Source organism: Mesorhizobium sp. M6A.T.Cr.TU.017.01.1.1, assembly GCF_004023115.1.
GTDB lineage: Bacteria > Pseudomonadota > Alphaproteobacteria > Rhizobiales > Rhizobiaceae > Mesorhizobium > Mesorhizobium mediterraneum.
The window spans coordinates 13,099-26,769 of sequence record NZ_RZTA01000015.1 but is presented as its reverse complement, the minus strand read 5'-3'; the positions used below and the strand labels follow the sequence as shown (position 1 = coordinate 26,769).

The window sequence follows — 13,671 nt, the reverse complement described above, 5'->3', positions numbered from 1 at the left end:
CATGAACTTGCCTCTCGACATCGCCATGCCCGCCGAGGCCTCCGCAGCACCGAAGACCTACCGGCTGCTGATCGACGGCAAGTTTGTCGATGCCCGCGACGGCCGCACCCTTGAGCGCAAGAGCCCCGGCCACGGCTTTACCGTTTCGCGCTATGCGCAAGCCGGCGAAGCGGAAGTCGAGGCAGCGGTACAGGCCGCGCACAAGGCTTTCGAGACCGGCCCTTGGCCGCGCATGAAGGCCAGCGAGCGCGCCGCGATCCTGCTCAAGGCGGCGGACCTGATCGAGGCGCGGCTTGAGGAGATCGCCCGGCTCGACGCGCTGGAATCCGGCAAGCCGATCGCCCAGGCGCGCGGCGAGATCGGCGGCGCCGTCGACATCTGGCGCTATGCCGCGGCGCTTGCCCGCACGCTCCATGGCGAAACCTACGCCAATCTCGGCGACGCCATGCTGGGCGTCGTGCTGCGCGAACCGATCGGCGTCGTCTCTATCATCACGCCATGGAATTTTCCGTTCCTCATCGTCAGCCAGAAACTGCCCTTCGCGCTCGCCGCCGGCTGCACGGCGGTGGTCAAGCCGAGCGAGATGACCTCGGCCTCGACCTTCGTGCTCGGCGACATCCTGATGCAGGCCGGCTTGCCGGATGGCGTCGTCAACATCCTCGCTGGCCTGGGCGCCGATGTCGGCGCGGCGATGGTCAGCCATCCGCTGGTCGAGATGGTGTCGTTCACCGGCTCCACCCGGGTCGGCAAGGTGACCATGGCATCGGCTGCGAGTTCGCTGAAGAAAGTCTCGATGGAGCTCGGCGGCAAGAACGGCCAGATCGTCTTTCCAGATGCCGACCTCGAAGCCGCCGCCGACGCAGCGGTGTTCGGCGGCTTTTTCAACGCCGGCGAATGCTGCAACGCCGGCAGCCGGCTGATCGTCCACGAGGCGATCGCCGACGACTTCCTTGGCGCAGTGAAGGCGCTCACCGCCCGGGTCACCGTCGGCGATCCACTCGATGACGGCACCAAGGTCGGCGCGATGATCTCTTCCGAGCACCTGGCCAAGGTCACCGGATACGTGACGGCGGCGGCAAACGACGGCAGCAGCGTCTATAGCGGCGGCAAGCAGATCGCCTCCAGTGCCGGTCAATATCTCGACCCGACCATTCTTCGCGGCGTGACCGAAGACATGGCCATTGCACGCGAGGAAGTGTTCGGCCCGGTGCTCTCGGTGCTGACTTTTGAATCGATTGAAAAGGCGTTGCGCATCGCCAACAACACGCCCTATGGTTTATCGGCGGGCGTGTGGAGCGCCAGCATCGACACCTGCATGTCGGTGGCGCGGAATGTGCGTTCGGGAACCGTTTGGGTGAACACGTTCATGGAAGGTTATCCCGAGCTGCCTTTCGGAGGCTACAAGCAGTCCGGTCTCGGACGCGAACTCGGCAAGCGCGCCGTCGAGGATTATACCGAGGAAAAGACAATCCAGTTTCATCGCGGCCAGCGCACCGGATGGTGGGTCGGCTGAGTTGGGAAGAACCCGGCGGACAACCGCCGGTCGTGTAGATGTAACAAGGGAGGAAGTACATGTTGCGCAAACTGCTTATCGGAACGGCTCTCGGGTCGGGCCTTGCGTTCGCGGCCCACGCCCAGGACGTCAAGGAAGTTGAGATGCTGCATTGGTGGACGTCGGGCGGCGAAGCGGCTGCTTTGAACGTGCTCAAGGAAGATCTGTCCAAGCAAGGCTTTGCCTGGAAGGACGTGCCCGTGGCTGGCGGCGGCGGCGACGCCGCCATGACCGCGCTGAAGGCGATGGTCGCGGCCGGCAATTACCCGACCGCCTCGCAGATGCTCGGCTATACCGTGCTCGATTATGCCGCGGCCGGCGTGATGGGCGACCTGACCGAGACGGCGGTAAAGGAAGGCTGGGACAAGTCCGTTCCGGCCGCCCTGCAGAAATTCTCGGTCTATGACGGCAAGTGGGTCGCGGCTCCGGTCAACGTCCACTCGGTCAACTGGCTGTGGATCAACAAGGCCGTAATGGACAAGATCGGCGGCACCGAGCCCAAGACCTTCGACGACTTCATCGCGCTGCTCGACAAGGCCAAGGCGGCGGGCGTCATCCCGCTCGCGCTCGGCGGCCAGAACTGGCAGGAAGCCACCATGTTCGATTCGGTCGTGCTGTCGACCGGCGGACCTGAATTCTACAAGAAAGCCTTCAACGACCTCGACGAGGAGCAGCTGAAGTCCGACACGATGAAGAAGTCGTTCGACAACCTCGCCAAGCTCGTCACCTATGTCGACCCGAACTTCTCGGGCCGCGACTGGAACCTCGCTACCGCCATGGTCATCAAGGGAGATGCGCTGGTGCAGGTCATGGGCGACTGGGCCAAGGGCGAATTTAACGCCGCCAAGAAGGTCCCTGGCACCGACTTCCTGTGCTATCGCTTCCCGGGCACCGACGGCAGCGTGGTCTACAACTCCGACATGTTCGGCATGTTCGACGTTCCGGACGACCGCAAGGCCGCCCAGGCCGCCTTGGCCACCGCCACTTTGTCGAAGAGCTTCCAGTCGGCCTTCAACGTCGTCAAGGGCTCGGTCCCAGCGCGCACCGACGTGCCTGACACCGACTTCGACGCTTGCGGCAAGAAGGGCATGGCCGACCTGAAGGCCGCCAATGAGGGCGGCACGCTGTTTGGTTCGCTCGCGCAAGGCTATGGCGCGCCTCCGGCGGTCGCCAATGCCTATAAGGACGTCGTCTCGAAATTCGTCCACGGCCAGATCAAGACCTCGGACGAGGCCGTGACCCAGCTGGTCAACGCGATCGAAGACGCCAAGTAAAACCAGGCATGGAGAGACCTTCCCTGCTCCGGTGGGGAAGGTTCCACCAAGGCAGGATGGTCGGCCTCGCGTCGGAAATGCCTATCACCTGGCGCCGGCGATCAACCAACACGCCCGACCCGAAAGGGAGGAGCCCATGACTACGGTCGCGACCCAGATCAAGCTGACGCCGGAGCATAACGCGCGCCCGGGCGCCTCGGTGCGCTCGCGCCTGCAGGACGCCTTGCCGAAGATCGTGCTGGCGCCAAGCTTTGCGATCACCATCGTCTTCGTCTACGGCTTCATCCTGTGGACGGTCTATCTGTCTTTCACCAACTCCAAGACGTTCCCGTCCTATGCCATTACTGGGTCACGCGCCTATCAGCGGCTGTGGCGCTGGACCTTCGAGAGCGACCCGCCTTCGAGCTGGTACACGTCGATCACCAACATGGGCATTTTCGGTTTTCTCTACATCTTCATCTGCCTGGCGCTCGGCCTTTTCCTGGCCATCCTGCTCGACCAGAAGATCCGCGGCGAAGGCGTGTTGCGGCCGATCTATCTCTACCCGATGGCGCTATCCTTCATCGTCACCGGCGTCGCCTGGAAATGGTTCCTCGATCCCGGCCTCGGCCTCGAGCAGACGCTGCACCAATGGGGCTGGACGAGCTTCCATTTCGACTGGATCAAGAACAAGGATTTCGTCATCTACACCGTGGTGATCGCCGGCGTCTGGCAGGCCTCGGGGTTCATCATGGCGATGTTCCTCGCCGGCCTGCGTGGCATCGACGGCGAGATCATGAAGGCGGCGCAGATCGACGGCGCCACCACGTTCCAGCTCTATCGCCGGATCGTCATCCCGCTGCTGCGGCCGGTGTTCCTGTCGGCCTTCATCGTGCTCGCCCACCTCGCCATCAAGTCCTACGATTTGGTCGTCGCGCTGACCAGTGGCGGACCGGGCGGCTCGGCCTGGCTGCCGTCGAACTTCATGTATGAGTACACCTTCAAGCGCAACGAAATGGCTGTCGGCTCAGCCAGTGCTGTGATCATGCTGATGACCATCACCGCGATCATCGTGCCCTATCTCTACTCCGAGCTCAGGGAGAAGCCGCGATGAGCGTCATTGCCACTCCCGCTCGCCAGAGCACTGGCGGCATCAGCGCCAGGACCGTCAACCGCGTTGTCATCTACGGCCTGCTGGCGCTGTTCGCGCTGTTCTACCTGATGCCGCTATTCGTCATGCTGGTGACCTCGTTCAAGACCATGGACGAGATCCAGAACGGCAACATGCTGGCGCTGCCGCAGGCGCCGACCTTCGAGCCATGGCTGAAGGCCTGGGGCGAGACCTGCGTCGGCCTCACCTGCGCCGGCATCAAGGGCTATTTCTGGAATTCCATCAAGATGGTGGTTCCGGCGGTGCTGATCTCGACGCTGCTCGGCGCGCTCAACGGCTATGTCCTGACCAAATGGCGCTTCCGCGGCCACACGCTGGTGTTCGGGCTGATGCTGTTTGCCTGCTTCATTCCGTTCCAGTCGGTGCTGTTGCCGATGGCGACGATCCTCGGCAGCCTCGGCCGTTTCGGCGTGACGTTGCGGAACGCAACGGGGCTGTCATTCGGCTTGGGCAACCCGACGGTCAACCTGGTCTTTGTCCACGTCGTCTACGGGCTTGGCTTCACCACTTTGTTCTTCCGCAATTATTACGAGGCGTTCCCGACCGAACTGGTCAAGGCGGCGCAGGTCGACGGGGCCAGCTTCTTCCAGATTTTCCGGCGCATCATGCTGCCGAATTCGATGCCGATCTTCGTCGTCACCGTCATCTACCAGTTCACCAACATCTGGAACGACTTCCTATTCGCCTCCGCCTATGCCGGCACCGGTGACGCGATGCCGATGACCGTGGCGCTGAACAACGTCGTCAACACCTCGACCGGCGTCGTCGAATACAACGTCAACATGGCGGCGGCGATGATCGCCGCATTGCCGACACTTCTCGTCTACGTGGTCGCTGGCCGCTATTTTGTGCGCGGCCTGATGGCCGGCGCCGTCAAAGGATAATCGAATGGCTTTTCTCGAAATCAATGGGCTGAGGAAGCGGTTCGGATCGGTCGAGATCCTGAAGGGCATCGACGTCGATCTCGAAAAGGGCGGCTTCCTTGTGCTGGTCGGCCCGTCCGGCTGCGGCAAGTCGACATTGCTCAACACCATCGCCGGCCTGGAAACCATCACCGAAGGCGAAATCCGCGTCGACGGCCGGATGATCAACGATCTCCATCCCTCGAAGCGCGACATCGCCATGGTGTTCCAGAGCTATGCGCTCTATCCGAACATGACTGTCGCCGGAAACATTGCCTTCGGCATGGAGATGCGCGGCGTGCCGGCTCAGGAGCGCCAGAAGGCGATCGACAAGGTGGCGAAAGTGCTGCAGATCGGCCACCTCCTGCAGCGCAAGCCGAGCCAGCTCTCCGGCGGCCAGCGCCAACGCGTCGCGATGGGCCGGGCGCTGGTGCGCGACCCCAAGCTCTTTCTCTTCGACGAGCCGCTCTCCAATCTCGACGCCAAGCTGCGTGTCGACATGCGCATCGAGATCAAGCGCCTGCACGCGACTACCGGCACAACAATAGTCTATGTCACCCACGACCAGATCGAGGCGATGACGCTGGCCACCAAGATCGCGGTGATGCGCGACGGCGAGGTGCAGCAGTTCGGCACGCCGGCCGAAATCTATAACAATCCGACCAATTTGTTCGTTGCCGACTTCATGGGTTCACCGGCCATGAACCTGATCCCGGCGACGATCGGCGGCAATGGCAATGCACTTTCCGTGGTGCTGCAGCGAGAGGCGCGCGAGCCGATCTCGCTGCCGCTGGCCGATGCGCCGTCGGGCCTGTCGGCATTCCACGACAAGCCGATCATCTTCGGCGTCCGCCCCGAAGCCCTGACCGATCCGGAAGGGGCCGAACGCAACGCATCGAACATCGCCACCGCCGACTGCCATATCGAAGTCGTGGAACCGGCTGGCTCCGACACTTTCGCGGTCACCAATCTGGGCGGCAAGGCGGTGGTGGCGCGTCTGCGCGCCGACGCCAACATCCAGCCGGGTACCAGCACGCCGCTCGCCTTCAACCTGACCAAGGCAGTGTTCTTCGATCCGGCGACCGAGAACCGTATCCTCTGACAGCCATGACAAACCCGGACATCGTCATCATCGGCTCCGGCATCGGCGGCGCCACGATCGCCTCCGGCCTTGCCGGCAGTGGCGCCTCGATCCTGATGCTGGAGCGCGGCGAGACGTTGCCAACGACGACGCACACGCGCGACACACGCGCCATCTTCGTCGACGGTCACTACCGTCCAAAGGAGATGTGGCGCGAGGCCGGGGGTGCTGCGTTCAACCCCGGCAACTACTACTACGTCGGCGGCAATTCGAAATTCTATGGCGCGGTGCTGATCCGCTACCGCAAGCAAGACTTTTCCGCGATGGAGCACTATGGCGGCATCTCGCCGGCCTGGCCGTTCTCCTATGAGGAGTTCGAGCCATGGTACTCCAGGGCCGAGCAGCTTTTTCGCGTGCGCGGCGCACTCGGCGAAGACCCGACCGAACCGTTCCACTCGATCCCCTATGCCTTCGGGCCGGTGCCGGACGAGGCGCCGATCGCCCGCGCCCGCGCCGAACTCAAGGGGCTCGGCCTGCACCCGGCATCGCTGCCGCTCGGCGTCGACATCGATGCCTGGCTGAAGGACGGCAAGACAGGCTGGGATGCCTTTCCCAACGCCGGGACCGGCAAGGTCGACGCCCAAACAGGGCCGCTGGCGGCAGCACTGGCCGACCGGAACATCCGGCTAGAGACCAGTGCCCATGTCGAATATCTCGAAGCGTCATCGGATGCCAGGACGATCGCCGCCGTTCACTATCGCCAGAATGGCATGCTGAAGAAAGTGACGCCGAAACTGGTCATCCTCTCGGCCGGCGCGGTCAATTCAGCGGTCATCCTGCTGCGCTCGCCCTCTCCCAACAATGGCAAGGGAGGCGGCAAGGGCCTCGCCAACCGTTCCGACCAGGTCGGCCGCAATTTCATGAACCACAATTCGAGCGCCATGCTGGCGATCGATCCGCGCCGCAGGAACACATCCGTCTACCAGAAGACGCTGATGCTCAACGACTACTATCTGTCCGACGGCAAGGGCGGCAAGCCGCTCGGCAACGTCCAGCTTCTCGGCAAGATCGACGGCAATATCTTGAGGGCCAACGTCAAGCTTGCACCCAAATTCGCGCTGGACTTCATGGCCGGCCACGCCGTCGACTGGTATCTGATGTGCGAGGACCTGCCCGATCCCGAAAGTCGCATCATGGTCGATGGCAAGGACATCGTCATGCAGTGGCGGCGCTCCAACATGCAGTCGCTCGACGGGCTGACCAAGGTGATGCGTGAAAACTTCCGCGCCTGCGGCTATCCGATCGTCCTGTCGCGGCCTTTCGACAAGCGAACGCCGTCGCACCAGTGCGGCACGGTTAAGATGGGCGACGATCCGGCGACCTCGCCGCTCGACCCGTTCTGCCGCTCGTTCGATCACCGGAACCTGTTTGTCGTCGACGCTAGCTTCCTGCCCAACTCGGCCGCAGTCAATCCGGCGCTGTCGATCGCAGCACAAGCGCTGCGTGTCGCCGACCATATCCGCAAGACGGAGCTTGTCGCATGACCCGCCCGGCGGCCATCGTCACCGGCGGCGCGCGCGGCATTGGGCTGGCCTGCGCCGAGGCGCTGGCCGATGCCGGCTTCGACATCCTTGTCGTGGACCTTGCCGACAATGCCGCTGACGGACTTGCCGCCAACATCGCTGCCCGCGGTGCGAAATTCGCCTACCATTGTGGCGACATCGCCGATCTCGAAAACCATGCGGCGCTGGTCGATGCCGCGATAAGCGCCTTCGGCCGCATCGACTGCCTGGTCAACAATGCCGGCATCGGCGCGGTCGAACGCGGCGACCTGCTGGAATTGAAACCGGAGAATTTCGACCGGATCCTCAGCATTAATCTGCGCGGCACCGTCTTCCTCAGCCAAGCCGTTGCCAAGGCGATGCTTGCGGCGCCGGGTGATCACCCAAAATCGATCATCACCATCACCTCGGTCAGCGCCGAAATGGCCTCGCCCGAGCGCGGCGACTACTGCATCTCCAAAGCTGGGCTTTCGATGTGGGTGAAGACCCTGGCACTGCGGCTCGCCGCCGAAAATGTCGGCGTCTTCGAGGTGCGGCCGGGCATCATCCGCACCGACATGACCGCCGGGGTAACCGCCAAATACGACGCGCTGATCGACAGCGGGTTGGTGCCGGCGAAGCGCTGGGGCGAAGCCGCCGATGTCGGCGCCATTGTGGCGGCACTCGCCGGCGGCAAGCTTGGCTTTTCGACCGGCTCGATCGTCAATGTCGACGGCGCGCTGTCGGTGCCGAGGCTGTGAGCAGGTGACGTCATGACCGACTATATCATCGTCGGCGCCGGCCCGGCCGGCTGCGTCCTCGCCAACCGGCTGAGCGAAGAGCCATCGAATTCAGTGCTGCTGCTCGAGGCCGGCGGCAAGGACTGGCATCCGCTGATCCATATGCCGGCGGGTTTCGCCAAGATGACCAAGGGCATCGCCGCCTGGGGCTGGTCGACCGTGCCGCAGAAGCACATGAAGGACCGCGTCTTCCGATACACGCAGGCCAAGGTGATCGGCGGCGGCTCCTCCATCAACGCCCAGATCTACACGCGCGGCAATGCCCGCGATTACGACGCCTGGGAGAAGGAAGAGGGCCTTGCCGGTTGGGGCTATCGCGACGTGCTGCCCTATTTCAAGCGGGCCGAGAACAACCAGCGCTACGCCAACGATTTTCACGGCGACCAAGGCCCGCTCGGCGTCTCGAACCCGATTGCGCCGCTGCCGATCTGCGAGGCTTATTTCCGCGCCGGACAGGAGATGGGCATTCCCTTCAATCCGGACTTCAACGGGGTAACCCAGGAGGGCGTCGGCTATTACCAATTGACGCAGAGAAACGCGAGACGCTCCTCTGCCTCGGTCGCCTATCTCCGGCCGATCCGGGAACGCAAGAACCTGACCGTCAGGACAGATGTGCTGGTGACGCGCATCGTCGTCGACAAGGGCCGCGCCATCGGCGTCGAGACCGTCGACAGGCCGGGCGGCGAGAAGAAAATCCTGCGCGCCGAGCGCGAAGTGATCGTCTCGTCCGGCGCCATCGGCTCGCCGAAGCTTCTGATGCAGTCGGGCATCGGCCCGGCCGACCATTTGAAGTCGGTCGGCGTGACGCCGGTGCACGATCTGCCCGGCGTCGGCTCCAACCTGCAGGACCATCTCGACCTGTTCGTCATTGCCGAATGCACCGGCGACCACACTTACGACAACTACGCCAAGCTGCACCGGACGGTGTGGGCCGGCCTGCAGTACCTGCTGCTGAAGAAGGGGCCGGTGGCATCTAGTCTGTTCGAGACCGGCGGCTTCTGGTACGCCGACCCGACCGCCGCCTCGCCCGATATTCAGCTGCATCTCGGCCTCGGCTCCGGTATCGAGGCCGGTGTCGAGAAGCTGAAAAATCCGGGCGTGACGCTGAATTCGGCTTTCCTGCGCCCGCGCTCGCGCGGCACGGTGCGGCTGAACAGCGCCGACCCGGCTGACCACCCGCTGATCGATCCGAATTACTGGTCCGACCCTTACGACCGCGACATGTCGATCAAGGGACTCAGGCTGGCGCGCGAGATCGTGCGGCAGAAGGCGCTTGCTTCCTACGTGCTGCGCGAGGTGCTGCCGGGACCGACGCTCACCAGCGACGACGAGCTGTTCGACTATGCCTGCCGCAGTTCCAAGACCGACCACCACCCCGTGGGGACCTGCCGCATGGGCCACGACGCGATGAGCGTGGTGACGCCCGATCTCAAGCTGCGCGGCATTGAGGGCTTGCGCGTCTGCGATGCCTCGGTGATGCCGCGCATCCCCTCCTCCAACACCAATGCCCCGACCATCATGGTCGGCGAAAAAGGCGCCGATCTGATCCTTGGCCGCGAGCCGCTGCCGCCGGCCGTGTTTTCGACCAACCAAGCGGCATGAGATCCCAGGAATGATCAGGCACTGTGTTTTCGCTCGATTCCACAATGACGTCACCAACGACGAGCGCGCGGCAATCCATACCGATCTCGAGGCGCTGCGGCGGGTGATCGACGGTATGGGCAAGGTCGAATTCAGCGCCAACGTCAGCCCAGAACCCTTCGCACGCGGCTTCACGCACGGCTTCACCGTCGACTTCCGCGACGCCGCCGCACGCGATGCTTATCTTGTGCATGACGATCACAGCCGAGCCGGCGCCCGGCTGGTCGCTGCACTCGAAGGCGGCACCGACGGGCTGATGGTGTTCGATCTGGAGATAGGCGCTTAGCTTACCCAAGCCTCAGCGCGACGACACCGGCAACAATGCTGAGCACGGCGGCACCCCGCCATCCCGTCATCTTCTCGCCGAGCGCAAACACCGAAATCATCATGGCGAACAGGATGGACGTTTCGCGCAGCGCCGCGACCGAGGCGATCGGCGCCTTGGTCATCGCCCACATCACGATCCAGTAGGCGGCGCCGCTGAGCACACCGGTGTACACGCCCGCCTTCCAGTCGCGCGCCAGCACCGGCAGCGCCTTTGGCCCGCGAAAGATCAGGCACAGCACCAGCGCCCAGAGCGCATCGCAGACGAACAGCCATGCCGCATAGCTCGAGGCGGTGGCGGCGAGCCGCGCGCCGCTGCCGTCGGACAGCGTATAGCTGGCGATGAAGATCGAGGTGCCCAGCGCAAAGCCGACCGCGCGCAGGTTCAATCTCTCTAGATGCGCGCCACCGCGAAACGACAGCACCAGCGTGCCCGCCGACAAAAGAAGGATCCCGAGAATGGCGAGCGGCGCCGGCACCTCGGCGACGACCACTATGCCGCCAAGTGCGGCCAGCAGCGGCGCCGTGCCACGCGCCAGCGGATAGGTCTGGGCGAAATCGCCGGCCTTGTAGGCGCCAATCAGGAACGTTCTGTAGCCCATGTGGAAGATCACCGAGGCGATGATGTACGGCCACACTTCCGATTTCGGCACCTCGACGAAAGGCAGCGCCAGAAGCGCCACGGCGCCCATGCCGAGCGTCATCAGCGTGATCGACAGAAAGCGGTCGAGATGGACCTTGACCAGCGCGTTCCATATCGCGTGCATGGCGGCGGCGGCAAGCACCGCGAAGAAGACGAACAAGGTCATCGGTGGCTCATGCCCCTCCGGTCCCTGTCGCGAACGGCGTTTCCAGGTCGATGTCGACCCGCAGCGGAAAGTGGTCGGAGGCGATTTCGCCGATATCGGCGCTGACCGAGCGCACGCGTCCCGCAAACATGCCGCCGACGAAACAATGGTCGAGCCGTCGCTTTGTCAGCCCGCCATCGATGGTCTTAACATGGGTGTGGAAGTCCCCCGCAGGTTCGCTGGCGACGGCGGCGGCATCGACAAAACCGTCGAGATAGGCGGCACCGCGATGGTACGGCGTGCTGCCGACGATGCGCCGGTACTCGGCGCTGCCCGGCTCCATGTTGAAATCGCCCATCCAGATCGCTGCCAGCGGGTTTTCCGGCTGCGGCTCGCCATTGCTCCAGTTGCGCACGGGTTCGTCGTCGGCGCCACTCCACGGGCCGCCGTCGGACGGCGCCCGGCGATGCTCGGCGAGCAGATAGTCGATCTGCTCCAGCCGCTCCTCGGCCGCGATATGCGCGAGATGCAGCGACAGCACCCGCACCGGTCCGGCAGGGATGCGAATCATGCATTCGAGCGCCGCGTTGCGGGTGTTGAGCGGACGCACGGTGCGGCGCAGCGGCAACGTGTGCAGGCGCGACCAGACGATCGGCAGCCTCGACAGCACCATGGTGCCGAATTGCCGCCGCCGGTTGACGATCCGGCCTTCACGCCGCTCGCTGGCGTCCATGTCGAAGGCCGGGCCATAGACCCAATGGTATTCGGGCAGCAGCCGAGAAAGGATTTCCGGCTGGTCGTCCTCGTTGCTGCGCAGCCAGTGCCGTTCCACTTCCTGCAAGGCGATGATGTCGGCGCCAGCGACAACCTTGGCGCAGCGCGCGAGATCGTAGCGGCCGTCGCTGCCGAAACCGTATTGGATGTTGTAGCTGACCAGCTTCATTGCTTAACCGGCTCAATTTCGTGATGGCAGTAGCGGTTTGGCGGATTGGTTGCAATGTGCAGCCGGATGGAGAGAGCTTGGGCCAGATAGCGCGCGGCTAAGTCGTCAGCGGCTGGAAACGTCCTGGCGGAGAAGCGGCCAGTTCCGACCAGTCGATTTCCTCCTCCAGGCGATGATAGGCTTCGTCGCCGATCGTCCCATCGATACGCAGCTGTTCCAACGCGTCACGCTGGCTCTTGATGGCATAGAGGCGCAACCTGTCGTACTCGGTTGCAGCCTGGGCATCGTCAGGATTTTCGGCGATCACGCGCTGCGCGGTAAATTGCTCGCGGACCGCGGCCGCCGCATTCGATGTCTTGCCGCTCAACGCGTCCAGTGCGGCCTGCATGATGGCGACGCGTGCCTGCGCGACCTCGCGGTCGACAGTTTCGTCCGGATCGAGACGAAGCAAGCGCAGCAGCGGCTTCAGGCTCATGCCTTGCAGCACCAATGTGCCGAGGACGACCGAGAAGGCGGCGAGCACGATCGGGTCGCGGCCGGGAAAGTCGGCCGGCAAGGCAAACGCTGCCGCAAGGGTGACCAGACCACGCATGCCGCACCAGCCGATCAGCACGCCGCCGCGAAACGACGGGGCTTCGGCCTGCCGATCCGCGTCACCGAAGCTGGCAAGCCACCTCATGATCGCGCCGCATCCCAGCACCCAGACGAGACGCGAGACGATGACGACTGCCAGCACGGCTGCGGCGAAGACGAACGCTTCGACCTGCCCCTGCTCGGCAAGCCGGCCGACGATCGATCGCGCCTGAAGTCCCATCAGGACGAAGGCCAGCACGTTGAGCACGAAGACCGCCGTCTCCCAGACCGAGTAGGAGCTGACGCGATTCCTGGCCGGCATGCGGCGCGGCGCGGTGCGCGCGATGGTCATGGCATAGACGACGATCGTAATGATAGCGGAGAGCCCGACCCTATCGGCCAGGATCCAGACGCCGAATGTTCCGGCAAATTGCACCACCGTGCCACTTGCCGGATCGCTGATGCGACTGAGGGTGCCGAGAAACAATCGGCCGAGCACATAACCAGCGGCTAGGCTGCCGACCGTCGACAGCAAGATCATCGGAACCGCACTGCTCAGCAGGATAGAGCCGGCAGCTGCGGAAACCGCCATGCGGTAGATCAGGAGTGCCGTGGCGTCGTTGAGCAGGCTTTCGCCTTGCAGGATCGCGGTGACGCGGTGCGGCACCTTGAACTGTCCAAGCACGGCCGACGCCGCGACGGCATCGGGCGGCGCCACGATCGCGCCGAGGGCAATGGCCGCAGCGATCGGCAGGCCTGCCATTGCCCATCCGGCGAGCGCCACGGCAGCAGTCGTGAAAACAACGGCGCCAAGCGCCAGCAAGACAAGCGGCAGTCTGTAGCGATTGAGATCGCGCAGCGACGTGTCGTAGGCAGCATCGAGAAGCACCGGCGCGATGAACAAGGCGAGCGCCAGTTCGGGATCGATCTCGATGGTCGGCGCAAACGGCAGGAAGGCGATGCCTACGCCTGCCAACGCCAACAAAGAGGGATAGGGGACCTGGAGACGCCGCGACAACGCTGTCAGCGCGACGGCGATCAGCAGGAGAACAAGGGTCAGCTCGAAAAGCGCCATGCCTCATCGTAGCGGCGAAGCGCGATT

General features: G+C 64.0%; 12 protein-coding genes. 9 read left to right on the top strand and 3 right to left on the bottom strand.

The genetic code is table 11. From position 1 onward, the window contains the following. The first annotated feature begins 1 nt into the window (after nt 1). From EOB36_RS07220 to EOB36_RS07180, 9 genes are all read left to right on the top strand, one after another. Nucleotides 2–1,513 carry an aldehyde dehydrogenase family protein gene (locus tag EOB36_RS07220; protein ID WP_128284571.1) on the top strand — a complete coding sequence of 504 codons (1,512 nt, stop codon included), beginning with the start codon at nt 2–4 and terminating at the stop codon, nt 1,511–1,513. 59 nt (nt 1,514–1,572) lie between these two features. Continuing rightward, a complete protein-coding gene (locus EOB36_RS07215) occupies nt 1,573–2,826 on the top strand; it encodes an ABC transporter substrate-binding protein (protein ID WP_126105112.1) in 1,254 nt (417 codons plus the stop codon). Between the two features lie 136 nt (nt 2,827–2,962). Beyond that, complete coding sequence (locus EOB36_RS07210; RefSeq protein ID WP_128284570.1) at nt 2,963–3,919, top strand: sugar ABC transporter permease; 957 nt, start codon at nt 2,963–2,965, stop codon at nt 3,917–3,919. Further along, nucleotides 3,916–4,860 carry a carbohydrate ABC transporter permease gene (locus EOB36_RS07205; protein ID WP_095484050.1) on the top strand — a complete coding sequence of 315 codons (945 nt, stop codon included), beginning with the start codon at nt 3,916–3,918 and terminating at the stop codon, nt 4,858–4,860. Before EOB36_RS07210 ends, EOB36_RS07205 begins: the two co-directional genes overlap by 4 nt. A gap of 4 nt (nt 4,861–4,864) precedes the next feature. Then, nucleotides 4,865–5,980: an ABC transporter ATP-binding protein gene (locus tag EOB36_RS07200; protein WP_128284569.1), complete on the top strand. Its 1,116-nt coding sequence runs from the start codon at nt 4,865–4,867 to the stop codon at nt 5,978–5,980. 5 nt (nt 5,981–5,985) lie between these two features. After that, the gene (locus EOB36_RS07195; RefSeq protein WP_128284568.1) at nt 5,986–7,503 is read left to right on the top strand and encodes a GMC family oxidoreductase; all 1,518 of its coding nucleotides are present in this window, start codon (nt 5,986–5,988) and stop codon (nt 7,501–7,503) included. Further along, nucleotides 7,500–8,261: a 3-ketoacyl-ACP reductase gene (locus tag EOB36_RS07190; RefSeq protein WP_128284567.1), complete on the top strand. Its 762-nt coding sequence runs from the start codon at nt 7,500–7,502 to the stop codon at nt 8,259–8,261. Before EOB36_RS07195 ends, EOB36_RS07190 begins: the two co-directional genes overlap by 4 nt. Before the next feature lie 12 nt (nt 8,262–8,273). Further along, nucleotides 8,274–9,902, top strand: coding sequence for a GMC family oxidoreductase N-terminal domain-containing protein (locus tag EOB36_RS07185; protein WP_128284566.1), 1,629 nt, complete (start codon nt 8,274–8,276; stop codon nt 9,900–9,902). Between the two features lie 10 nt (nt 9,903–9,912). Next, nucleotides 9,913–10,227: a Dabb family protein gene (locus EOB36_RS07180; RefSeq protein ID WP_128284565.1), complete on the top strand. Its 315-nt coding sequence runs from the start codon at nt 9,913–9,915 to the stop codon at nt 10,225–10,227. 1 nt (nt 10,228) lies between these two features. Here EOB36_RS07180 and EOB36_RS07175 read toward each other — a convergent pair whose 3' ends face one another. The 3 genes from EOB36_RS07175 to EOB36_RS07165 form a co-directional block, all read right to left on the bottom strand. Beyond that, nucleotides 10,229–11,074, bottom strand: coding sequence for an EamA family transporter (locus EOB36_RS07175; protein WP_127294488.1), 846 nt, complete (start codon nt 11,072–11,074; stop codon nt 10,229–10,231). Between the two features lie 7 nt (nt 11,075–11,081). Next, on the bottom strand, nt 11,082–11,996 hold the full coding sequence (locus EOB36_RS07170) for an endonuclease/exonuclease/phosphatase family protein (protein WP_128284564.1): 915 nt from the start codon (nt 11,994–11,996) through the stop codon (nt 11,082–11,084). Between the two features lie 97 nt (nt 11,997–12,093). After that, nucleotides 12,094–13,644 carry a cation:proton antiporter gene (locus EOB36_RS07165; protein ID WP_128284563.1) on the bottom strand — a complete coding sequence of 517 codons (1,551 nt, stop codon included), beginning with the start codon at nt 13,642–13,644 and terminating at the stop codon, nt 12,094–12,096. Nucleotides 13,645–13,671: the final 27 nt, after the last annotated feature.

Coding starts and splice junctions, on each gene's coding strand:
- EOB36_RS07220 (WP_128284571.1), top strand. CDS start 2: ATGAACTTGCCTCTCGACATCGCCATGCCCGCCGAGGCCTCCGCAGCA.
- EOB36_RS07215 (WP_126105112.1), top strand. CDS start 1,573: ATGTTGCGCAAACTGCTTATCGGAACGGCTCTCGGGTCGGGCCTTGCG.
- EOB36_RS07210 (WP_128284570.1), top strand. CDS start 2,963: ATGACTACGGTCGCGACCCAGATCAAGCTGACGCCGGAGCATAACGCG.
- EOB36_RS07205 (WP_095484050.1), top strand. CDS start 3,916: ATGAGCGTCATTGCCACTCCCGCTCGCCAGAGCACTGGCGGCATCAGC.
- EOB36_RS07200 (WP_128284569.1), top strand. CDS start 4,865: ATGGCTTTTCTCGAAATCAATGGGCTGAGGAAGCGGTTCGGATCGGTC.
- EOB36_RS07195 (WP_128284568.1), top strand. CDS start 5,986: ATGACAAACCCGGACATCGTCATCATCGGCTCCGGCATCGGCGGCGCC.
- EOB36_RS07190 (WP_128284567.1), top strand. CDS start 7,500: ATGACCCGCCCGGCGGCCATCGTCACCGGCGGCGCGCGCGGCATTGGG.
- EOB36_RS07185 (WP_128284566.1), top strand. CDS start 8,274: ATGACCGACTATATCATCGTCGGCGCCGGCCCGGCCGGCTGCGTCCTC.
- EOB36_RS07180 (WP_128284565.1), top strand. CDS start 9,913: ATGATCAGGCACTGTGTTTTCGCTCGATTCCACAATGACGTCACCAAC.
- EOB36_RS07175 (WP_127294488.1), bottom strand. CDS start 11,074: ATGACCTTGTTCGTCTTCTTCGCGGTGCTTGCCGCCGCCGCCATGCAC.
- EOB36_RS07170 (WP_128284564.1), bottom strand. CDS start 11,996: ATGAAGCTGGTCAGCTACAACATCCAATACGGTTTCGGCAGCGACGGC.
- EOB36_RS07165 (WP_128284563.1), bottom strand. CDS start 13,644: ATGGCGCTTTTCGAGCTGACCCTTGTTCTCCTGCTGATCGCCGTCGCG.